Source organism: Serratia sp. JKS296 (assembly GCF_900215445.1).
Taxonomy (GTDB): Bacteria; Pseudomonadota; Gammaproteobacteria; order Enterobacterales; family Enterobacteriaceae; genus Serratia; species Serratia marcescens.
Genome location: NZ_OCMX01000001.1, coordinates 1746721 through 1768767 on the forward strand (window position 1 = coordinate 1746721; position 22047 = coordinate 1768767).

At 54.9% G+C, this 22047-nt stretch carries 18 protein-coding genes, 1 tRNA gene, 3 pseudogenes and 1 riboswitch; of the genes and pseudogenes, 12 read left to right on the forward strand and 10 right to left on the reverse strand.

The features are described 5' to 3' along the window. Positions 1-99: 99 nt before the first annotated feature. Complete coding sequence (locus CRO23_RS08245) at positions 100-393, forward strand: DUF2623 family protein (protein WP_016927116.1); 294 nt, start codon at positions 100-102, stop codon at positions 391-393. A 13-nt stretch (positions 394-406) separates the two neighbouring features. On the opposite strand, the gene CRO23_RS08250 is transcribed toward CRO23_RS08245, so the two are convergent. Continuing rightward, positions 407-976, reverse strand: coding sequence for a helix-turn-helix domain-containing protein (locus tag CRO23_RS08250; protein ID WP_015378410.1), 570 nt, complete (start codon positions 974-976; stop codon positions 407-409). Between the two features lie 38 nt (positions 977-1014). Between CRO23_RS08250 and CRO23_RS08255 the strand changes: the two genes are divergently transcribed. From CRO23_RS08255 to CRO23_RS08270, 3 genes and pseudogenes are all read left to right on the forward strand, one after another. After that, on the forward strand, positions 1015-1533 hold the full coding sequence (locus CRO23_RS08255; protein ID WP_016927117.1) for a GNAT family N-acetyltransferase: 519 nt from the start codon (positions 1015-1017) through the stop codon (positions 1531-1533). Between the two features lie 17 nt (positions 1534-1550). Beyond that, positions 1551-1991: a DMT family transporter gene (locus CRO23_RS08260; RefSeq protein ID WP_016927118.1), complete on the forward strand. Its 441-nt coding sequence runs from the start codon at positions 1551-1553 to the stop codon at positions 1989-1991. Between the two features lie 265 nt (positions 1992-2256). Then, positions 2257-2894 (forward strand): annotated as a pseudogene (locus CRO23_RS08270) (IS3 family transposase); the annotation flags it as partial. Here CRO23_RS08270 and CRO23_RS08275 read toward each other — a convergent pair. Continuing rightward, positions 2895-3421: pseudogene (locus CRO23_RS08275) on the reverse strand (transposase); the annotation flags it as partial. 250 nt (positions 3422-3671) lie between these two features. Here CRO23_RS08275 and CRO23_RS08280 point away from each other — a divergent pair. From CRO23_RS08280 to CRO23_RS08295, 5 genes are read left to right on the forward strand one after another with little or no spacing between them, the layout of a single operon-like run. Then, the gene (locus tag CRO23_RS08280; protein WP_217992223.1) at positions 3672-4979 is read left to right on the forward strand and encodes a GTPase-associated system all-helical protein GASH; all 1308 of its coding nucleotides are present in this window, start codon (positions 3672-3674) and stop codon (positions 4977-4979) included. Next, positions 4972-5931 carry a TRAFAC clade GTPase domain-containing protein gene (locus CRO23_RS08285; RefSeq protein WP_097101722.1) on the forward strand — a complete coding sequence of 320 codons (960 nt, stop codon included), beginning with the start codon at positions 4972-4974 and terminating at the stop codon, positions 5929-5931. Before CRO23_RS08280 ends, CRO23_RS08285 begins: the two co-directional genes overlap by 8 nt. A 4-nt stretch (positions 5932-5935) precedes the next feature. Then, positions 5936-6757 (forward strand): hypothetical protein, encoded by an 822-nt coding sequence (locus CRO23_RS08290; RefSeq protein WP_097101724.1) that lies wholly within the window; start codon positions 5936-5938, stop codon positions 6755-6757. A gap of 10 nt (positions 6758-6767) precedes the next feature. Further along, entirely contained in the window at positions 6768-9245 is a 2478-nt protein-coding gene (locus tag CRO23_RS25040; RefSeq protein WP_176519318.1) for a GAP1-N1 domain-containing protein, read from the forward strand. Continuing rightward, the gene (locus tag CRO23_RS08295) at positions 9242-10318 is read left to right on the forward strand and encodes a caspase family protein (protein WP_097101726.1); all 1077 of its coding nucleotides are present in this window, start codon (positions 9242-9244) and stop codon (positions 10316-10318) included. Before CRO23_RS25040 ends, CRO23_RS08295 begins: the two co-directional genes overlap by 4 nt. A gap of 383 nt (positions 10319-10701) precedes the next feature. Here the strand turns inward: CRO23_RS08295 and CRO23_RS08300 are convergent. Both CRO23_RS08300 and CRO23_RS08305 read right to left on the reverse strand, forming a co-directional pair. After that, a pseudogene (locus CRO23_RS08300) lies at positions 10702-11084 on the reverse strand (Arm DNA-binding domain-containing protein); the annotation flags it as partial. 161 nt (positions 11085-11245) lie between these two features. Beyond that, positions 11246-11321, reverse strand: a tRNA-Asn gene (locus tag CRO23_RS08305). Positions 11322-11659: 338 nt separating this feature from the next. Between CRO23_RS08305 and nac the strand changes: the two genes are divergently transcribed. Beyond that, complete coding sequence (nac, locus tag CRO23_RS08310; protein ID WP_016927119.1) at positions 11660-12583, forward strand: nitrogen assimilation transcriptional regulator NAC; 924 nt, start codon at positions 11660-11662, stop codon at positions 12581-12583. Positions 12584-12619: 36 nt separating this feature from the next. Here the strand turns inward: nac and CRO23_RS08315 are convergent, their stop codons facing one another. Further along, entirely contained in the window at positions 12620-14083 is a 1464-nt protein-coding gene (locus CRO23_RS08315) for an AMP nucleosidase (RefSeq protein ID WP_097101728.1), read from the reverse strand. A gap of 137 nt (positions 14084-14220) precedes the next feature. Further along, positions 14221-16524: a phosphatidylglycerol--membrane-oligosaccharide glycerophosphotransferase gene (gene opgB, locus CRO23_RS08320; protein ID WP_097101730.1), complete on the reverse strand. Its 2304-nt coding sequence runs from the start codon at positions 16522-16524 to the stop codon at positions 14221-14223. Between the two features lie 284 nt (positions 16525-16808). Between opgB and CRO23_RS08325 the strand changes: the two genes are divergently transcribed. After that, entirely contained in the window at positions 16809-17549 is a 741-nt protein-coding gene (locus tag CRO23_RS08325) for a transporter substrate-binding domain-containing protein (protein ID WP_016927121.1), read from the forward strand. Here the strand turns inward: CRO23_RS08325 and CRO23_RS08330 are convergent, their stop codons facing one another. The 4 genes from CRO23_RS08330 to tenA are packed head-to-tail and all read right to left on the reverse strand — an operon-like array spanning position 17550 to position 20705. Then, positions 17550-18485: an ABC transporter substrate-binding protein gene (locus tag CRO23_RS08330; RefSeq protein WP_049209463.1), complete on the reverse strand. Its 936-nt coding sequence runs from the start codon at positions 18483-18485 to the stop codon at positions 17550-17552. A gap of 35 nt (positions 18486-18520) precedes the next feature. Next, on the reverse strand, positions 18521-19288 hold the full coding sequence (locus tag CRO23_RS08335; RefSeq protein WP_049299639.1) for an ABC transporter permease: 768 nt from the start codon (positions 19286-19288) through the stop codon (positions 18521-18523). Further along, complete coding sequence (locus CRO23_RS08340) at positions 19285-20025, reverse strand: ABC transporter ATP-binding protein (RefSeq protein WP_097101732.1); 741 nt, start codon at positions 20023-20025, stop codon at positions 19285-19287. Before CRO23_RS08340 ends, CRO23_RS08335 begins: the two co-directional genes overlap by 4 nt. Further along, positions 20022-20705, reverse strand: a complete 684-nt coding sequence (tenA, locus tag CRO23_RS08345) for a thiaminase II (RefSeq protein WP_097101734.1) — start codon at positions 20703-20705, stop codon at positions 20022-20024. The genes CRO23_RS08340 and tenA overlap by 4 nt, the downstream gene beginning before the upstream one ends. Positions 20706-20767: 62 nt before the next feature. After that, positions 20768-20870: riboswitch (TPP riboswitch) on the reverse strand. A 149-nt stretch (positions 20871-21019) separates the two neighbouring features. On the opposite strand from tenA, the gene CRO23_RS08350 reads away from it, so the two are divergent. Then, entirely contained in the window at positions 21020-22042 is a 1023-nt protein-coding gene (locus tag CRO23_RS08350) for an LLM class flavin-dependent oxidoreductase (protein WP_063990438.1), read from the forward strand. Positions 22043-22047: the final 5 nt, after the last annotated feature.

Here is a 22047-nt window from a genome sequence, read left to right on the forward strand (position 1 = left end):
GCCTTTTTTATGCGGCGAGTAAAACTTAGGGAGTATGTTCTCGTTCGCTCATTCGATATATATTTTGTTATATAGCGATTGCGTGGTGAGGAGGAACCCGTGGGAGATCATTTTGGCAAAGGGCTGTTGGCGGGGTTAAAGGCGGAGAACCTGAAGCCGGAGGCGGAGCTGTCGCGCTTTTGCTCCGACTACAAGCGCGGCTTCGTGCTCGGCTATGCCCACCATTTGGCGCAGCGCTGCGGCGACGAGAACCGGGCGGCGTTCGAGGCCGGGCAGCTCAGCCGCGCCTATGGCCTCGGCAGCGAGCCGATGAGCGAGTTCTTCTCCGGCGGCGACAGCCGGTTGGCGGAGAAGTTTTTCCACGCCGGCTATAACCAGCCGACGCAGGGGTAGCGCCGGCGAGCCGTCAGGCGGCGCTCAGCACCGCCACCATATACACGCATGCCTCATCGCTTTGGTTTTCAAAGCGGCAGTCCGCCGGTGGGCCGAGCTCCAGACAGTCGCCCTCGGCCATTTCATGGCGCGCGTCGCCCTCAAGAAAGACCAGCTCGCCGGATAAAACCCAGATCAGCTGACGCTTGAAGGCGTACACCGACGCCGGCATCGGGATCGCCGCGCCGGCCGGCAGTTCGATGCGCACCAGATCGAGCGGCAGATCGGTGCGCGGCGACACGTGGCGCCGCACGTAGCCGCTCTCAGGATCGACCCACACCGGTTGATCTTCCCTGCGCAGCAGCCGGCCTTCTTGCGTTTCCGCGCGGGCGATCAGTTTGGACATGCTGAGGCCGAACGCCCCCGCCAGTCTGCCCAACAGCATCGCCGTCGGGCTGCTCTCGCCGCGCTCGATCTTATGCACCATCGCCCGTGAGACGCCCGCCCGTTCGGCCAGATCGGACAGCGACCAGTGGCGCGCCTCGCGTTCAATGCGAATGCGCGCGCCGATCAGCTGATTTAGATTGTCTAATTTAATGTTCATATCGTAGTATTATAGTGGACAACTGGCCGGGGTAAACCATGATTATACGAAATGCGACGCTCAACGATAGCGCGGCGATTGCCGCTATCTATAACGACGCGGTGTTGAACAGCACCGCCATCTGGAATGAACAAACCGTGGATGCGGCCAACCGTGCGGCGTGGATCGGCGAACGCCAGGCGGCGGGCTACCCGGTGCTGGTGGCGGTGAACGCCGCGGACGAGGCGATCGGCTATGCGTCGTTCGGCGACTGGCGCGCCTGGGATGGCTATCGCCATACCGTGGAACATTCGGTGTATGTTCATCAGGCGCATCGCGGCGCAGGGATTGGCAAGACGTTGCTGCTGGCGCTGATCGCACGGGCGCGGGAAATCGGCAAGCACGTGATGGTGGCCGGCATCGAATCCGGCAATCAGGCCTCGATTGAGCTGCATCTGGCGCTGGGGTTCCGCGAGGTGGGGCGCATGGAACAGGTGGGCGCCAAATTCGGCCAATGGCTGGATCTGACGTTCCTGCAGCTGACGCTCGACGAACGGGCGACGCCGCCCGCGCGCTGATCCCGGGAGACAGGGCGATGAATATGCTGTTACTGCTGATCGCGGCCGGGATGGGGCTGGTGGTGCAGAATCTGCTGATGGTGCGCATTACCGAAAGCGTTTCGACCATCCTCATTACGCTGGTGATCAACTCCAGCGTCGGTTTGTTGTTGCTGGTGGGGTTGCTGCTGGCCAAAAACGGCCTCGGCGCGGTGGCGGAAGTGACCGGCGCCGCCAGGTGGTGGATGCTGTTGCCGGGGCTGCTGGGATCGCTGTTCGTGTTCGCCGGCATCCTGGGCTACCAAAAACTGGGCGCGGCGGCCACCATCTCGATCCTGGTCGCCAGCCAGCTGTGCATGGGGCTGTTGGCGGACGTCTACCGCGCCGGCCCGGCGGCGCTGCGCGAGAATCTGCCGGCGCTGGTCGGCGCTCTGCTGCTGGTGGCGGGCGCCTATCTGGTGGCGAAACGCAGCTTTTGACGGCAACTGAAAGGCAAAAAGCCCGCTCGGGTTTCCCTGAGCGGGCTTCTCTAAATATGGCTCCTCTGACTGGGAACGCTTTTGCCAGTAACTGGCTAATAAATAAGCTAATGAAGAATTCCCTGCCTGTCAAGACCCCCAGGATGACCACCAAAAATTGTGGGTTACATAAAGCTTGTTTGAACATTCCTTAGCATATGTTGATTGTTACTATTTTGTGGAGGGACATGTCTAGCAAACGTTTCTGTATATCTGCCGCTAAGACGCTCATCGTTCAGTTGCTGATGCGCATTTATCAGGGCGCATCACTGAGCTGGCACTGGAGCGCAGGCGTTTTGGCTACCGCCGCATCTGGCAGTTACTGCGCCGTGAAGGGCTTCATGTTAATCACAAGCGCGTGTACCGCCTTTATCATCTGAGCGGGCTGGGTGTAAAACGCAGACGACGTCGTAAAGGGCTGGCAACAGAACGTCTGCCGCTGCTCCGCCCGGCGGCACCCAATCTGACCTGGTCGATGGATTTCGTCATGGACGCACTGGCCACCGGTCGCAGGATCGAGTGCCTTACCTGCGTCGATGACTTTACGAAGGAATGCCTGACGGCCACTGTTGCCTTTGGGATTTAGGCGTGCAGGTCACGCATATTCTAGACAGCATTGCGTTGTTTTGCAGCTATCCGGCTACGATAATACCTGACCAGGGACCGGAGTTTACCTGCAGAGCTTTTGACCAGTGGGCTTATGAGCATGGCGTGGAGCTGCGGCTTATCCAACCCGGCAAGCCGACACAGAACGGATTTATTGAGAGTTTTAACGGACGCTTTAGCGATGAATGCCTGAATGAACACTGGTTCAGTGACGTCAGTCATGCCAGGAAAACCATCAGTGAATGGCGACAGGGTTATACGCGGGTGTTTTGACCGCAGGTTCAGCCCTTCCAGACAGTAAATCCGATGGGTTTTCTTGTGGTTAACCAGCTAGCCCTCGCGCCGCAGCAGGATATGGATCCGCTGCACACCATAACGAATGAGGATTTCTGCAATCACCCATATCCGCTGCGTAAGGGCCCGGTCATCGCGGCAACTGCGGTAGTTGTAGACCGTTCGGCTCTGCATCATCAGCCGGCATTCCCTGCGAACCCCGATGCGGTTCGGCGCCAGCATGTATTCGACCGCATCGCGTTTCTTCATCGGCCTCAGAACTTTTTTCGGATGACGTCCTGCAGCATTTCCTTGCCCAGACTGAGATCGGCGACCAGCCGTTTCAGGCGGTGATTCTCTTCCTCCAGATGGTGTAGCCGACGCAGTTCCGTTACGCCCATGCCGCCAAATTTCTTCTTCCAATTGTAAAAAGGAGCTTCAGAAATCCCCATCTTTCTGCACACTTCCTCCGCCCGCGTACCTGTTACCGCCTGCTTGAGGGCAAAAGCGATCTGTTATTCGGTATAACGCGTCTTTTTCATGCCGGATGACCTCATTTGTTCAGGGAAAGAAAGGCCGGAAACCCCATTTACGGCGGTACTGAACAAAGGGAAGAGATCAAATTGATCAAGTTATGACTATTCACGCACACAAATCCCTTAAAAAAAGATGCTGTTTTAGATATGCTAACTACATAACTTTCGGACAACTCCGAAAAGTCTAAGTTGTTGAATATCTTCGAATAATGCTTATGGGGATTCCATGGTGGCTACAGAAATTATTATGCAGTTTTTAAAAAAGGGACTCATCGACCTTAATGGTAGTGATGAAAAATTAGACAAACTCATCAATACCACTGCTTCAGTGGTTGAATTATTAGATGAGACACCTTCTAAAACCCTTGCTTACACGTTGATAGCGCTTGATCCTCAGTCTCCCGAAGACGACCCAGTTGTGAAAGAGATCATTGCTGTTTTGGAATCAAATTGGACGACGTATTTTAATACTTTCTCCGGTACGCCAGTTCAAGTGGTACGGGCCATATTGCTCCAGGCATTGGTAGACCAATCAGATAAAGATCATTGTGTAGCAATTGCATTTGTTTCTATTGTTAGAAACATGCTACCAAAAATGGAGGTTGGGAATGAGAGCGATATGTGGGGTGATTTGGTCGGAAGGATTGAGCATAGCTTAAATGCTAAGGCGGAAGAAGAATGGGCTACACCCGAAACAATCAAAGTAAAGCCGTTTGTATATAACCACGGGCAAACAATAGAAATTGTTTCAACTGAAGCTGTAGTCGATAGAGATAGCTTGAAAACTGGAATCGAGAAAGCAAGTGGCCCCGCTAATCCACAAGGCCAGGCAACTAATGGAAACCAGGTATGGCCGAATTCTCACCAAGCATGGGTAAATCAATTTACTCCACTCATGGCAACAGCTATAGCTGATACCGTGGATGCAGCCCTGGCAGAAGCACAAATTGAACCTGTAGATCTTTCGAAGCCACTAAAGGATTTATCAAAAGCTGTAGCAACACATATCGACTCAACTTTGAATGCGGTGAGTTGTGCAACTGCAGGATTACAACGCCGAAGTGGTTTGTTATGGTGGAAGGAATCACTTTACTCATTAAGTGCTTCATGTAGTTATCGTCAAATGCCAGTCAGTATTGCTGCTGCAATAATGGCATACGATTTGTTTATAAAAGTCCCTACTAGCTCACCAGCCAGCGTCTCTGCTTTTCTATATGAAATAGTTACCTCATTTACTGAGTCTGAAAAAAATAAACAGTTTGGCATTGCACAACTTATAAAAGAGGTCAGGGAAACTGATTTTGCAGAAACATTATGTGGATATATCAATCAAACATTGCCAAAAACTGAGGGACGCGGACTTTTGATAGCACTTCTTCATTCGGATTCAGTTTATAAAAATGATCGTGAATTTTATGGATTAACTGGGCTAGCGGCAAAATCAAAACTAACGCTTTCCGAATGGGCTTCATGGATATTTAGGGAATTACAAGCCATCAGAGCAGTAGCCATTGAGGAAAATTCCGATGACTAGATGTACTCTACCCGGTTGCTATGCTCCAGATGTGGCCTGCTCCATGGGAGAAACAGAGCTATGTCATTGTAAAAATTGGGCTTCTGATGATAATGATGACAATGATTCAGACCCAAAAACTCTCAATGAGTTTCACCTTCCATGGACTGGTTTAGCCATGGGATTAACTGACGTAGGATTTGTTAGTGGTTGCTCAAAGCCTAAAATTATTGGTGTGCTGGGTGCCGCAAATGCGGGAAAGACATCACTTCTGGCCGCAATTTATTTACTAGTTTCAAGAGGATTAGCCAGTAAAACAAACAAACGTTTTGCGGGCTCGTATTCCTTGAATGGTTGGGAGGCTGTTTCGACTGCGCTGAGATGGGAACCTGGCCTTTCACCGTGTTTTCCCGCACATACACCAAGTGGCTCACGCCGTTCCCCAGGATTGTTGCATCTTGCTTTTCAGGATATTGAATCTAACCTTCTCCAGGATTATTTATTTGCTGATGCTCCAGGTGAATGGTTTGGCAAATGGGCTTTGAACTCGGACTCCCCAGATGCTGATGGAGCACGTTGGTTATCTGAAAATGCTGATATTTTCCTTTTGATTGTGGATAGGGAAGCCTTATGCGGAGATAGCAAAGGCTTGGCTAGATCTGAATTAATGCGACTAACTCAGCGTCTTGCCGGAGAGTATAGACAAAGGCCTGTGGCGTTAGTCTGGACCAAAGGAGATATTTCTGAAGATGAATCTATGGAAAATCTTGTTAGGGAAGGCATTATCTCTGCCCTTACAATAGATGAAGAGTTTAAAGTTCAGGTTCTTATTAATAATGATCTTCAATCTAAGCCTGAGGAAACGATTTCAACATTATTCAATTGGATAATGAAGCAAACGTTCATGAAAGGTATTTTGCCGTCAATAACTCAAAATACAACAGATCCATTTTTCATGTTCAGACAAGGGTGAGAATATGAAGTGCAATGATAGCTCGGTATTAATTATCGGCGAGTCTGGTGTTGGGAAGACTCATTATGGTGCTCAGCTTCTTATGAAGCTTCAGAAAAAAAATGCACAGTTGCAGATGAATGGTGCAGCTAAAAATTTAGAACCTTTTTCTGAAGCGATGGATAAATTGAATGAGGGGCTTGCCGCAAAACATACACCAGCTATAAGTTACGTTGAAAGTATATGGCCAATTAAGGATTTTGATGGCTTTAAAGGCCAATTGATTTGGCCTGATTATGGCGGTGAACAAGTATCCAATATATCTACGTTTCGAAATATACCTAAAGAATGGATACAACGTGTGACAGACAGCACATCATGGTTATTTATGCTGCGAACTAATTTATATCGTTTGCAAGATGATGTTCTTTCTCGTCCAATAAATAATGAAAAAAATCCAGAGGCCCAACTGATTGAGAAGAAAGAAATTTCGGATCAAGCACGTTTGATTGAACTTATACAGATTCTAATTTATCTACGTAAGATCTCAGGCTCAAGAACAATGCCAAAAATTTGTTTTCTACTTAGTTGCTGGGATGAGTTGAATACAAGCACTACTCCTCCAGATCTTTTAAATCAATCACTTCCTATGTTATATGATTTTATTCATTCACGTTGGGATAGCCCATTAATTATGGGGCTGTCTGCTCTTGGAAAAAATCTGGATAAAATAAATAAAGATCAAGCATATGTAGAGACTGGGCCGGAAAACTTTGGATATGTCGTATGTCCTGATGGTACCTGCAATCCGGACATTACAATTCCCATAAATTTCTTGATTTCTTGAGAGAAGTTATATGAAGATTGAAAAAGCCATATTTGGGCAGGTTGGGCAAGGACATGGCCTTCGGAGCTGTAGTTCAAATCCTGAGTTTTATAGAAAAATATCCCAATGGTTAGATCTTCCCGATGTGGTACCCGCTGGTGTGGATTTTTCTCCATATATTTCAGGTTTTCCTTTTGAAAGTAAATATATTCTTGCCAGAAGTTTTATTGATATAAGTGCTTCACGCTCAGGAATGATGGTTGTTTATGCTGTAGCCATTGACTTAAATGAAATATCAAAATTTGATAACTTAAATAACCTAATAGAGTTACTTCCTCTTCTACCAGGTAATGATGATGTATTCATTGAATCATGTGATTTATGTGAATATCGTGAAATGGAAGTTGAGCAACAGAATGGGCTGAATCACAATGTTATTGAATTATTGGTTGACAGAAAAGATGGACCATTAATCCATGTAGGTCTTGATGGTTTCGAAAACTTAGTCTGTCAGATATGGTTTAAACTATGGCCATGCATGCGAGAAAATTTCTCTTTTAGGTTGAGTATGAGCCCAAAAGATTGTGTTGAGACTACGGTTCCTCACTTAGTTTGTATTCCTACATCATTGCTATCAAGATGGAACAATCATAAAGTCATAAAAGAATTTTCGGGCCAGAGTTCTCCTTCGTCAGCAATTAAAGCATTTAATGCAGGTTACTCTGAATTTGAAAGTTTTTGTGAGAACTTTGGGATTGAAATGAAGGAACCCGCAATGGTTGGGTTGCTTTCTGAGGCTAAATCAAAATACCAAAGTGTTCCATTTACATTCAATGACTGTATTTCTTTAATTAGATATCTAGAGGTTCTTTCTCCTAGCAATATAAAAGGTCGGGAGGCGAAAAATATTTTGGTGACACAATGCGCTGAACTCGTTACTGATTCTGATATAGCTGATGTGTTAAAACTTAGAAATTTGAAAGGGATTGGGTTTGGAGACCTGAATGTCGTTTGGGATGTAATTTCTTCTAAGTTATCACATTGTAAGTATTTAGAAGTTGATGATACACATTTTATTAAAATGATTCAGATTGCTCTATTTGATAATAATGCTGTGTCCGACTGGATAAACTCTGTTAATGCAGGGCTTTTAGGCGCAATATCATCTCTTAACTCATTAGTATTTGTGGCTATTTGGCGATGGAGCAAAATTGATGTAAGTGTATTAAGTAGACTTGTCGATAAATTAGACATCAATGATAGCATTGAGTGTCTGATTGCAGAAAAGATTCCGAAAGATTTATCAAATTCAATAGCTGAGCATTTGGTCAATTTGTTCTCAGATAAAAAATTACTTATATTGCATGGCACAGTTTTGGCCTTGTATTTTCCAGCGAAAGAAGCATTTAAAAAACAATTGGAAATTGATACTAATGCTGGATACGTGAAGGGATTGAATGCGATAGCAGCCAATGTGGATCAAAGTCAATTATTATCTTGTTGTTTGTACTTAAATGATGTGCGTGTAATAGATATTGTAGTAAATCGAGCTGCAATTAACCCTTCTATTCTTGAGTCTGTTTCTATTACGTCAAATATTAGCTTACTTATTTGGACAAGAGCGTTAAAGCTGAATCCAGAACTTTGGAATGCGCCATTAGAAGCGCAAGGGATATTTTTTTCATTGCTGGATAAAGCGTTAGTAGCTGGCTGTCATGATTATGATGTGCTTATAAATTTGCTCTCCATATCCCCAGTTTCTGATTTATGTGATTACCAAAATGTCAATGAAATATGGAGTGTTTTTGATAATACTACCAGATTTAATTATTTGAATGCAACTGCCAAGGGATGGTACAGAAGAGCCCTTAATCTGAACTTTGTTAAGCTCGATGATGTTCTTGAACATGCTATATACCATTTGGATGGTCTGATTGATGAAATGGTCAGAGATTCTATGTTTTTTTGTGAAGGTGTGATTGGTATTTTTTGTCGGGTAAATCTCTTCACTGAAGCTGAGTTCAAAAAATGGTTAGAAGCGTGGTTTATTCATCAACCTAGTCAACAAAGCTATAATTCAAAAGCCATTGGGGAAATTATCAAGAATAAAAACTGGGAAATGGTGGCTAAATTTGTCTTAGAAAAAAACAAGTCATTTTCAAGCAATGCTTCCCTAATTTTAAAACATTGCAAATCAATCTTACCACTCTGGGAGAGGTTGCGATTATGTGACTGGACAACTGAAGAGAAGTGGGAGTTTTTGACTTCGATTTTAATTGAGTTATATCCTTCTGGACCGGACGAAAATGATATATGGTCTCGGTCTGGTGGGCATTCATGGGATATATGGTCTTTTGGTTCTGGTTACGAACGTTGGAGGCGTGCGATAGAAAAAATAAAAAAAGGGGCTAAACCAAAAGTTGATGACTTACTGAAGGAAGTCATCGCAGACTTTCCAAATAACGAAAGAGTTGAAGTTATTAGAGAAATTTTCAAGGCTAAAAAATGAATCTATGTAAATTATTTCCAGAAGCTTATGCACTTATTATTGCTATTTCTGAATATGAAGGGAGTAATGCACTTCCTTACACTGTAACTCAGGATGCATTGGACGTAGCTGGAGTGCTTATGTCTGATGACTATTGTGGTTATAACGCCTCAAATGTGACAAGACTAATTAACTCTGACGCCAAACTGATTAATATCCGTACTGCACTGTCTGAATTGGCACAAAAAGCAGGAGAAGCTGATACAGTTTTTATTTATTTTTCAGGTCATGGAGCTAACTTAGGAAGTGATTCTAAACCAGATTGCTCATTGGTTCCTGTGGATTTTTCATCCAGTGACGGAGGCTTATTGGGTGAGGAGGAGTTGTCATATTTACTCTCTTTAATTAAATCTGAGAGATTGTTATTTGTAATTGATGCTTGCCATTCTGCTGGTGTTGCAGGTATTAAAAATTTATTGCAGTGCAATGAATACCACATGGGTTTTTCAAATAAGTCACTAGAACGCCTTTCTCAAGGGCGCGGTAAGGTGTTGCTTGCGTCATCAAGGGATACGGAGACGTCACTGATTTTGCCCGGAGATAAAAATAGTCTTTTCACTAAACATTTCTTGGATGCATTAAAGGGTGCGGCTGGGCCATTTGATGACAATTTCATCCGTGTATTCGATATTTTTACTTATCTTGAAAGTCGAATACCAACTGATGCCAAAAGATTCGGTGGAGAACAACACCCTGTTTTCAAAAGCAATTTGGAAAATAACTTTCCTGTAGCACTCAAATGTGGTGGTGTTCAAAAAATGGTTGGCTCGGCGGAGCAGCCAAAACATGCTGGAAGGGATCGCAGACTTGAAGAGATTCTGGCTGACTTATATCCAGCTGGCCCAAGTGATCAAGACATTTGGCAGAGAGCTGGGGGAGATATTTCACGGTTAAAACTTAACGGTACAGGTCGTGCTCAGTGGTTTGCGGCTTTACGCTTACTACGGCAAGGCGGTGGTGGAGAAGGCATTCATCTTGAGGCTCTCATGGACGAAGTTCGAAATGATTTTCCGAATCATCATAGTCTTCCTTAAATAAGCATATGTAATTCATTTCATCGTATGATTGTTTGTTTTTATAGCCGCCAATATTGGTTGTTGGCGGTTCACTAAGATAGCTGAACCGCACCGGGAATCTTGGAGACTAGGCTGTGTCCCTTTGTAAGTATCCCTGCAAAACGGACCATTCACATTTAGAGATCTTCCGGCATACTGATTATGTCCCCGGAGGAGATCGCCATGCGCAAAACCCGACTCACCGAACACCAGATCATCGCCGTTCTGAAGTCCGTTGTAGTGGCACAGTAAATTTGGCCACCTGATTAAAGGTGATATTCTCACCTCAACATGAAACAGGTGACTTAATGAACAAGAAAACTAAGCGTACTTTCACCCCTGAGTTCAGGCTGGAATGTGCACAGCTGATTGTTCATGCTGGCAAGAAGACGGGAGGCGTGGTTCTCTGACCATGTTCTGTTGCTTTTATGCCAGCTCAATGCAACGTGCTTAAATGTTTTTCCGGAGAGCGGGCAGCTTTCTCTGCGATACGTTGCTGTGATGGATTGATATTCTGCGTCAGCAGTTTGCGTATGCTATCACGTTGCTGACGAGCGTAAGCCAGAGAAACATCGGGATAGGTACCCAGGCCGAAGCGGGATTCTTTACCATTGACTCGATATTTCAGATACCAGAGACGTGAACCGCCTGGATTGACTAAAAGGTACAGGCCATGAGAATCGGAAACTTTGAAGGGTTTTACGGATGGTTTTGAGTTGCGGATTTTTGAGTCGTTAAGAGACATTTGGGGGTCACTCCGTCATCGAACCAACTTGCCCCCAAATCTGACCACCAAATTCTCCCGATGCGGAGGGTTAACTGAAAATGCGTCGGGAAGACTTTTCACGCTAACTTATTGAATCAGCATCACATAAGGATTCGCAAAGCGGCATGAAAACAAGAATTTGGCTCCTCTGACTGGACTCGAACCAGTGACATACGGATTAACAGTCCGCCGTTCTACCGACTGAACTACAGAGGAATCGTGTGAACGGGGCGAATAATAGCGGGGCGGTTGTGGCTTGTAAAGCGTGAAGACGTCCGAGGCGTTCGTTTGCTGCAAGATTGCCCAACCTGCTGCTTTTTCTCGCTTTTGTCGCTTATCCCGCGCGCAGCGTCGCCGGGTTGCCCGTTGTTTGGCGCATTTGCCTGCCGATGGTGCAACGGTTGCCCTGCGCGGTGGCGCGCGCCGCCCGGCGAACGGCCATTTACCGCCTTGTACCCCGCTTCCACGGCCGTTTACCGACTCTGGCCTGGATCTTGCTGTGATTGCATGACCGGATTTCGGCATTCTCAATTTAGCGGCTCGCTGGAGGCACTATGAATTTCAGACGTCTGAAGTACTTCGTGAAAATCGTCGATATCGGCAGCCTGACCCAGGCGGCGGAGGTGTTGCACATCGCCCAACCGGCGCTCAGCCAGCAGTTGGCGACGCTGGAAGGAGAGCTGAAGCAACAGCTGCTGATCCGCACCAAGCGCGGGGTGCAGCCGACCGAGGCCGGCAACATTCTGTATGCCCACGCGCAGACCATTCTGCGCCAGTGCGAGCAGGCGCAGAGCGCGGTCAACAGCGCCGGACAGGCGATGAGCGGCCAGGTGTCGCTCGGGCTGGCGTCGGGCAGCACCGCGGCGCAGCTGGCGCTGCCGCTGTTGCAGACCCTGCGCGATCAGCAGCCGGGCATCCTGCTCAGCCTGCATGAAAACGGCGGCGCGGCGTTGGCCGGGCAGGTGGCTAACCAGACGCTGGACATGGCGATGGTCTACGGCGCCAAAATGCCCGCCGGGCTGCACGCCATCGCATTGATGCGGGAAGATCTTTATCTGGTGGCGACGCGCGCGGTGCCGCATCCCGGCAACAGCGTCGAGCTGCTGGACGTGGCGCGGCTGAACCTGTTCCTGCCGCGCGAGGGCGATGCGGTGCGCAACCAGCTGGAGGAGGCGATGGCGCTGCGCAAGCTGGCTGCCAACGTGGTGGGGGAGATCGAATCCTCGGGCGCGCTGAGCGCCGCGATCGCCAGCGGGTTAGGGGCGACCGTGCTGCCGGAATCGGTGGCGCGCGCGATGATCGGCCCGGCCAAGGCCTGGATGGCGCGCATCAATGCGCCGACGATGTCGGTGCCGCTGTCACTGTGCATGTCGAGCCAACAGGCGCTGTCCGCCCCGGCGCTGCTGGTGAAAGACCTGTTGCTGTCGATCGCCGGCGGCCGCAGCCAGGAGAAGCGCGCGTTGGCGCTGGTGCGTTGAGGAAAAAACGGCCCGCCGCAGCGGGCCTGAGCACTGTTACCGGAACGGCGGTTCGTTGAAGGTGCGCAGCTTGCGCGAGTGCAGACGATCGCCCTCGGCGCGCAACAAATCGATGGCGCAGATGCCGATCTGCAGGTGTTCGGAGATCGCCCCTTCGTAGAAGCGGTTGGCCTGGCCCGGCAGTTTGATCTCGCCGTGCAGCGGTTTGTCGGAGACGCACAGCAGCGTGCCGTACGGCACCCGGAAGCGATAACCCTGAGCGGCGATGGTGGCGCTCTCCATGTCGACCGCCACCGCGCGGCTGAGATTGAAGCGGCGCGCCGAAGCGGAGTAGCGCAGCTCCCAGTTGCGGTCGTCGGTGGTGACCACGGTGCCGGTGCGCAAACGCTGTTTAACCTCTTCGCCGGGCATGCCGCTGACCATCTTGGTGGCGTCGTACAGGGCGCGCTGCACCTCGGCGATGCTCGGGATCGGGATATCCGGCGGCAGCACCGCATCCAGCACGTGATCGTCGCGCAGATAGGCATGGGCCAGCACGTAATCGCCGATCTTCTGGCTTTCACGCAGGCCGCCGCAGTGGCCGATCATCAGCCAGGCGCTCGGGCGCAGCACCGCCAGGTGATCGCAGATGGTTTTGGCGTTGGACGGGCCGACGCCGATGTTGATCAGCGTGATGCCCTGGCCGGTGCGCGAGATCAGGTGATAGGCCGGCATCTGGTGGTTTTTCCACGCCAGATCGGACACCGCTTGCTCGGGCGCGCTGGTTTCCGGCGTGATGTAGGTGCCGCCGGCGCTGGAGAGCGCGATGTACGGGCTGGCCGGATCGGCGATCTGGGCGCAGGCCCAGCGCACGAACTCATCCACATAGCGGGTGTAGTTGGTGAACAGCACGAACGGCTGGAAATGCTCCACCGGCGTGCCGGTGTAGTGTCGCAGACGCGCCAGCGAGAAATCCGCGCGCAGCGCATCGAAATGCGACAGCGGGAAATGGTTGTCGGTGGCGTGGTACAGGCCGTCGGCGGTCTCGTCACCGATCTGGGCCAGCTCGGTGGTGGGGAAATGCTGCGCGATGCCGGCGCTCATTGAACGATCGAGCGCCAGGCTGGAGCCGTCGATGACATAAGGGAACGGGATCTCCTGCTGCGACGGCGCCACTTCGATATGGGCGGCGTAGTCGTGTTCCAGCATCGCCAGCTGTTCGGCCAGATAGTTGCGGAACAGCTGCGGCCGGGTCACGGTGGTGCTATAGCTGCCGGGATGGGTAAAGCGGCCGAAGGCGCGGGTTTTGCTCGGGCCGGATTGCTGCCCGTCCCAGCTGACGCGCAGTTCGGGATACACGAACAGTCCGGCGGCGCGCGCTTGCGCATCCGGCAGGGTGCCGTGGCTGATAAAGTCACTGACCGCCTGCCGCAGCGCGTCTACCGCGGCGTCATACAGGGCTTCCAGTTGATCGAGTGCCTGATCGGCGCTGAGGCCGCTGCGAGGTGGGGCATAGCTCATACTTTCTCCTTCGATGTCCCGGCTCTGGCGGGATTGGCGGCGTTTCACCGTCACAGGTTAGCCGAAGAAGGGCGTAAAAGCTTGGTTGAAATGACGGGCGCGGCAAAGAAATTACCGCGCCCGTGAAGGCGGAGAGATCAGGAGGCGGGAGCGGCCGCTTCGACCTTCAGCGACACCAGGCCGATGCCCAGCTTCTTCGGCGTGAAGCCGCCGCTGGCGTTCTCTTTCGGCTCGGTCGGCGCCGGCGGGGTAATGCTGATCTTCTGCGCGCCGCGCGGGTTATCGAAGCGCAGGGTGACGGTGCTGTCCTGTTCGCCGAGCGACACAAAGCGCTCTTCGTCGCCGACGCGCACCGAAATCGGTTCGCCGACGTTGTTGCCGTAGGCGCGGGCGCGCAGCACCAGATCGAAGCTTTTCGGCAGCGGGTCGACGTAATCGATGTCGACCGCCGGCGCCAGATTGGCGTCGGACCAGCGGCCCCATTCCTCGACGGCGGAGACGCCGGTGATGGCCTTCACCTGTTCCGGCATGCCGGGCAGCATGAACTCGATGGCGTCCGCCCGGTATTTCACCGCCGCGTCGTCCACCTGCAGGCGGGCGACGGCGTTTTGGTAATCGGCGACGCTGTCCGCCGCCGGGCCGGTGAAGTTCACCTTGCCGTTGAAGCGTTCGCCGCTGGCCTGCGCGATCTGCGGCGGCGAGGCGAGGGTGCCGGAGGCCACGCAGATGTCGGTGCTCAGCGCCAGCTGCGGCGCCCAGACCCGGCCGATCTCGTAGCATTTATCGACCCAGACGAATTTCTCCCCCGCCCCCAGTCCGGCCAGCTGTTTGCGCAGCGGGGTGGAGAGGTAGACGTTGAACATCGGTTCGATGCGGTTATCGCCCACCCGCAGGATGAACGGCACCTTGTAGGTGACGCCGGAGAAGCTGAAGCTGCGCTGGCGCGTGTCCACGCTGTAGTCGCTGATGCGGTTCGGTAGGCCCCACTGGTTGATCACCGCCGGTTTCCAGCCATTGATCTTCTCTTCGATATTCAGGAACACCGTAGACAGCGACGGCGCCGACAGGCTGCTGCGGCCAAGGCCGATGTAGTTGTCGCCGCCCATCACGTCCAGCACCGTGGCGCCGTTGTCCAGCGTGCTGCGTTTCTCGTTGCGCTGTTCCGCCAGCGGCCGGGTGCCGTCGATGATGAAGAACAGATTGCGGCGCTTCTGTTTGGTCAGGATGTCGTAGGCGGTGTTGTTCATCGCCAGATGATCGGAGGACACCACGATCACGGTGTTGCTGAAATAGGGCGAGCGTTTGATCTTGTCGATCAGCGCGGCGATGTGTTGCTGGCTGCAGGCTACCGCGCTCAGCGAGCGGTTTTCCTTGTTCTGCCAGGCGTAGCTTTTCTTGCTGCAGCCGGCGGAGATAAAACCGTCCGGGTGATGGGTATCGACGGTCAGGGTGAACAGCGAGAACGGCTGGCGCTGTTTGGACAGCTCGACGAACTTGCCGTACACCACGTCCAGCACGCTGTCGTCGTACCAGCCCCAGTCGTTTTTGTAGCTCGGATCGGCGACCTGATCGCGCAGCTCTTTGAAGCCGTAAACGTGGTCGAAGCCGTGGGATTTCAGGAAGGTGTCTTTACCGGCGAACGCCAGCTCGGCGCCCTGATAGAAATAGTTGCTGTAGCCGGCGGCCTTCAGCACGTCGCCCAGGCAGACGTTCTCCGGGTAGAAGGTGGAGACCGCGCTGGAGGCGTTGCCGTCGAAGGGCGCGAACAGCGGAATGCCGCACTGTGAGGCGACCATGCCGGCGATGGTGTAGCCGGTGCCCGGCAATTGCTGGGTATTGCTGAAATCGATGCTGTCCGCGCGCAGGGCGTTCAGCTCGTCGGCCAGGCCGGGAAACAGCTCGGTATCGAAGTAGGTGCGTTCCAGGCTCTCGGCATAGATGTACACCAGGTTCGGCCGCTTGCCCTGTACGGTTTTTTTCGGCGCTTTGTAGTAGGTGGTGAAATCGGCGGTATCGCCGACGATCTGGCTTTTGACCAGCAGCGAGATGTCCTGAAATGCCGGGGTGGTGCCGACCGAAAACAGCGCCAGCAGCACGGCGACGAGGCTGTAGGCCACGCTGCTGCCTTTGGCTTTGCGGCGCAGCAGGCTGCGGGCCAGCACCGCGAAGATAAGCCCCAACGCCGCCAGCAGGCCGATGAACGGCAGCACGTATTTGCTGATGCCCGCGCCTTTGAGGCTGCTGGTGACGGTGTAAATCACCGCGTCGGTGATGCCGTCGCCGGTAAAGTAGTTGCTGGCGATCAGGATGACGTTCAGCACCAGATAGCTGCCGAGCAGCGTCAGCAGAATGGCGAACCACCAGCGGTTGGCGGCGGCCCGGGTGCGATAAATCAAAATCGACGCCAAAAAGAGAACAAAAGAAACGACTGCTAAAACCATCCGCCAAACCTTGTCTGATTGGAAAAAAACGTTGCTGCCCTGGTCTGCGCCGCCGACCGTGCCGCGGCGCGAAAAGTGAAGGGTATAGCCTATTGCCGGCGGCGGAACAACGCGCGATCTCCCGCTACGGCCGACGAACGGCGGCTATTGTACATTTTTATGACAATAGTGTGACGTTAATCACGCCGACGGCGGCCGCGGCGGCGAAAGCTTGCTGGTCGGAGGTTTCGCTCTACGCTTAATGAGCGCCGGACGGTGCGCCCATCAGCCATTCAGGAGGAAGTATGCAGACAATCCCCGCAGCGGTACTCGACGATCTGGCCCCGCAAGGCGTGTTGCGCGCGGCGATCAACTACGGCAATCCGGTGCTGGCGCAGGCCGGGGCCGGCGGTAAACCGCAAGGCGCTTCGGTGGAGCTGGCCGCCGCGCTGGCTCGCGAACTGGGCGTGGCGCTCGAACTGGTCACCTATGACGCGGCGGGCAAGGTGTTCGCCGACCTGGACAGCGGCGCCTGGAACCTGGCGTTTATGGCTATCGAGCCGGTGCGCGCGGCGCAAATCGCTTTCAGCGAACCCTACGTGATCATCGAGGGGACTTACCTGGTGGCGAACGACGCACCTTACTTTGAGGCGGCGCAGCTCGACCGGCCGGAGGTGCGCATCGCGGTCGGCCAGGGGGCGGCGTACGATCTGTTTTTATCGCGCACGCTGCAGCAGGCGCAGCTGGTGCGGGCGGCAACCTCCGCCGAGGCGATCGCGCTGTTTTTCGAACGGGGGCTGGAGGCGGCGGCCGGCGTGCGTCAACCGCTGTTGGCCGCCGCGGCCGCCCATCCCGGCTACCGGGTGCTGGACGGGCATTTCACCGCTATCCGCCAGGCGATGGCGGTGCCGCGGCAAAAAACGCAGGGCGCCGCCTACGTGAACGCGTTTATCGAACGCTGCAAGGCCAACGGGTTGGTGAAGGCGGCCTTGCAGCGCAGTGGCCAGGGCGAGGTGACGGTGGCGCCGCCGGCCGCCTCGGCATGATCAGTCGAGCTCCACCGCGTACTGTTCCACCGGGGTGATTTTCTTGATCAGCTTGTTGTCGAACAGGAACTGTTCGTAAGCCTGGTAGCGGGCGCGATCCAACTTGGCCGGATCGCGCGCGAACAGCGGCAGGCTGGCTTGCCACGCCTGTTTGTTCAGCTCGGTATTCAGCTCCGGGTGCGCCTTGGCGAACGCCAGCCAGGTGTCCTGCGGGTGCGCGTGCAGGTAGTCGCTGCCTTGCTTCAGCGCGGCGAGGAATTTGCGGATTTTCGGCTCGTTCACCGCATCGCGGTTGGCGACGATGATCAGCTCGTCGTAGGCCGGCACGCCGTAATCTTCGACGTTGAACACCACCGGTTCTTTACCCTGCAGCTTCAGCTCCAGCGCTTCGATGTTGCGGTAGCCGCCGATCACCGCATCGACCTGGCCCGCCAGCAGGGCGCTGGTCAGCTGGAAGTTGACGTTGATAAGCTTGATGTCCTGCGGCTTGAGGTGTTCGTGTTCGACCATGGTGGCCAGCGTTGCCTGTTCGATGCCGCTGACCGAGTAACCCACCGTTTTGCCCTTGAGATCTGCCGGCGACGTGATGTTTTTATCCAGCGCGATCACCGTATTCAACGGCGTGTTGATCAGCGTGCCGACGCGCATCAGCGGCAGGCCCTGATCGGCGAAGAAATGCAGCTGCGGTTGATAGGTGATGGCAAGGTCGGCCTGTTTGGCGGCCACCAGCCGCGGCGGCAGCGCCGGATCGGACGGCGGCACGATCTTGACGTCCAGCCCTGCGGCCTTGAAGGCGCCGATCTGCTCGGCTACCATAATCGGCGCGTGATCCGGGTTGATGTACCAGTCGAGCACCAGCGTCAGCTTTTCGGCAGCGCCGGCCTGGCCGGTGATGGCGGCGCCCAGCAGCAGCCCGCAAACGGTTTGTTTGATCATGGTCGTTCCTTTATCCCTGGTTATGGTTGCAATCATCAGTCGTTTTCCGGCGCCCAGGCGATCAGGCGCCGCAGCAGCGCATCCACCGCGGCCCACAGCAGCACGGTCATCAGCACCAAAATAAACAGCGCGGCGAAGCAGACGTCGGTCTGCATGCGCGCGTTGGCGTTCAGCATCACGTAGCCCAGCCCTTCGGCCGAGCCGACCCATTCGCCGATGATGGCGCCGATCGGCGCGACGGCGGCGGCCATGCGCAGGCCGGAGCCGAAGGCCGGCAGCGCCGCCATCAGCCGCACGTGCCGCAGCTGCGCCCAGCGCGAAGCGCGCATCGTGCGCGCCAGATCGAGATAATCGTTGTTGACCCGGCGCAGCCCGTCGAAAAAGGCCGACACCACCGGGAAGAAAATCACCAGCACCGCCATCGCCACCTTGGCGCTCATGCCGAAGCCGAACCACAGCACCAGCAGCGGGGCCAGGGCGAACACCGGTATCGCCTGGCTGGTGAGCACCAGCGGCATCAGCCAGCGTTGCAGGCGCGGCGAGAAAATCATGCACAGCGCCAGCGCCGCGCCGAGCAACACGCCGAGCACCAGCCCGCTGACGATCTCCGAAGCGGTGACCAGCGTGTGCCAGGCGAGATAGCCGCGCCCGTCCCACAGCGCCTGCGCCACCGCGCCCGGCGTGGGCAGCAGAAAGGCCGGAATGCCGCTTTGCGCCGCCAGCCACCACAGCAGCAGCAGGCCGGCAAACACCGTCAGCCCGCGCCGCAGGCGGGTGAGTCCACGCTCTTTGGCGATATTCATTGCGCCGCCCTCACCAGTTGCTGCAGCAGCTCGGCCTGGCTTTTCAGCAGGCCGGCGTCATCCGTCGCGCGTGGCGGTAGCCCGCTGATGCGGTGAGTATCGTCGAGGCCCAGCGGCCAGGGAGACAGCACCAGCAACCGGTGGCTCAGGCGGCAGGCTTCCATCGGATCGTGGGTGATCAACAGCACGGTATTTTGCGCCAGCAGCTCGGCGGCCAGGCTCTGGATCTCGGCGCGGGTGATGGCGTCCAGCGCGGAAAAGGGTTCGTCCATCAGTACGATCGGCTGGCGTTCGTAGAGCGTGCGGGCGATGGCGGCGCGCTGGCGCATGCCGCCGGACAGCGCGGCGGGCAGGCTGTGGCCATGCGCGGCCAGGCCTACGCGCTCCAGCAGATGCGCCACCCACGCCCGGTCCGGCGTCTCGCCGCGCAGCCGCGAGCCGAGGGCGACGTTCTCTTCGACGGTCAGCCACGGGTAGAGCAGGTCTTTTTGCCCCATGTAGGCGATGCGCCCGGCGATCGGCAAACCGTCGCTGCCGATCACCGTACCCGAACTGGCCTGCGCCAGGCCGGCGATGATCTTCAACAGGCTGGTTTTGCCGGCGCCGCTGGCGCCGAGCAGGGCGACGAAGCTGCCGCCGGCGATGTCGAAGCTCAGCCGGTCGAAGACGATTTGCTGACCGAAATGCAGGCTGAGATCCCGCACCTGGATGCCGGGCGGGAGAAGCGGGGAGGTCATGAGGCGTTCAGCCCCATCTGCCAAAATGCCGACTCCAGCTGGGTGGCGGTGGTGAAAATCTGCGCCAGCTCGGTGAAGCGGCCCTGTGCGCCGCGCTGCTGACCAACGGTTTCCAGCAGTTCGATGGCGGCGCGCACGCCGGCCAGATAGCCCTCGTCGCCGTAGTTGCGGATCCAGGAGGCGTAAGGATTGCCCTCCATCTGAGTGGCGGGATCGTGCAGCAGCCGCAGGCCGATTTCGGCATAGCCGGCCACGCAGGGCAGCAGACCGGCCAACAGATCGAGGGCGTCGCCGGCATGGCCGATGTCCAGCACGTAGCGGGTATAGTTCATGGTTTCCGCCGCCTCCGGCTGGGCGGCGATCTGCGCTTCGCTCAACCCCCATTCGGCGCAGTAGGCCACGTGCAACGGCAGCTCGGCGACGATGCCGTTGAGCGAGGCGGTGGCGGCGCGCATCTCCGGCAGAGTGCGCAGCTTGCTGACCAGCAGCGCGTAGGCGCGGGCGAAGTGCAGCAGAAACAGATAGTCCTGGGTCAGGTAGCGGCGAAAAGCGCGTTCAGGCAAGGTGCCGGCGGCCAGCTGCTGCAGAAACGGATGATCGACGTAATCTTGCCAGTGGCTGCCGGCATGGTGGCGCAGCCGGCCGTAAAGACCGCTTTCGAACAGGGTAGTGATGGACATGGGACCTCCTTGAGTCAGTGGAGATCCGGGCACGCTGGGGTATGAACAGGCAACGGGTGATCGCGTTGTTGCCTAACCGTCCCTTCGCTGGCATGACCCAGATCAGGTTCAAAGGGTTCGGCTTGCGCCATCTCAGCCCGTAACAGGACACCCCTCGGAGCTGCTTGTTATACGACATTTGTTTTTTGATTACAATCGCCGGGCGGCGCGGCGGCAATCGGTTCGTTTAGTGCGATCGGGGGCGATTTTGCTGGCGCAGAGCGCGCGGTTTTTGTCACTGTAGGCCCATGTTTTGCCTCTGAGGATGATGCCCGATGAAAAAAATTGGTTTTCTCTCGTTTGGCCACTGGTCGCCTTCCGCCCAGTCCGGCACCCGTTCCGCAGCGGATGCGCTGCTGCAGTCCATCGATCTGGCGGTCGCCGCCGAAGATCTGGGGGCGGACGGCGCCTATTTTCGCGTGCACCACTTCGCGCGCCAGCTGGGATCGCCGTTCCCGCTGTTGGCCGCCATCGGCGCCAAAACCCAACGCATCGAGATCGGCACCGGCGTGATCGACATGCGTTATGAAAACCCGCTGTACATGGTGGAGGACGCCGGCGCGGCGGATCTGATCGCCGGCGGGCGGCTGCAGCTCGGCATCAGCCGCGGTTCGCCGGAGCAGGTGATCGACGGCTGGCGCTATTTCGGCTATGCCCCGGCCGACGGCGAGACCGACGCGGACATGGCCCGCCGCCATACCGAAGTGTTCCTGGAAGCGCTGCGCGGTGAAGGGTTCGCCGAACCCAATCCGCAGCCGATGTTCCCGAATCCGCCTGGGCTGCTGCGGCCGGAGCCGTTTTCCGCCGGGCTGCGCGATCGCATCTGGTGGGGCGCCGGTTCCAATGCCACCGCCGTCTGGGCGGCGAAGCTGGGCATGCATCTGCAAAGCTCGACGCTCAAGAACGACGAGACCGGCGAACCCTTCCACATCCAGCAGGCCAAGCAGATCCGCGCCTACCGCGCCGCCTGGCAAGAGGCCGGCCATACGCACGAGCCGCGGGTTTCCGTGAGCCGCAGCATCTTCGCGCTGGTGGATCAGCGGGATCGCAACTACTTCGGCGGCGGCGGCAAGGAGGGCGATCAGCTGGGGTATATCGACGCGCAGACCCGAGCGATTTTCGGCCGCAGCTATGCCGCCGAGCCGGACGTGTTGATCAAGCAGCTGGCGCAGGACGAGGCCATCGCCGAAGCGGATACCTTGCTGCTGACCGTGCCTAACCAACTGGGCGTGGATTACAACGCGCACGTCATCGAATCGATTTTAACCCATGTCGCGCCGGCGCTCGGCTGGCGCTAAACGGA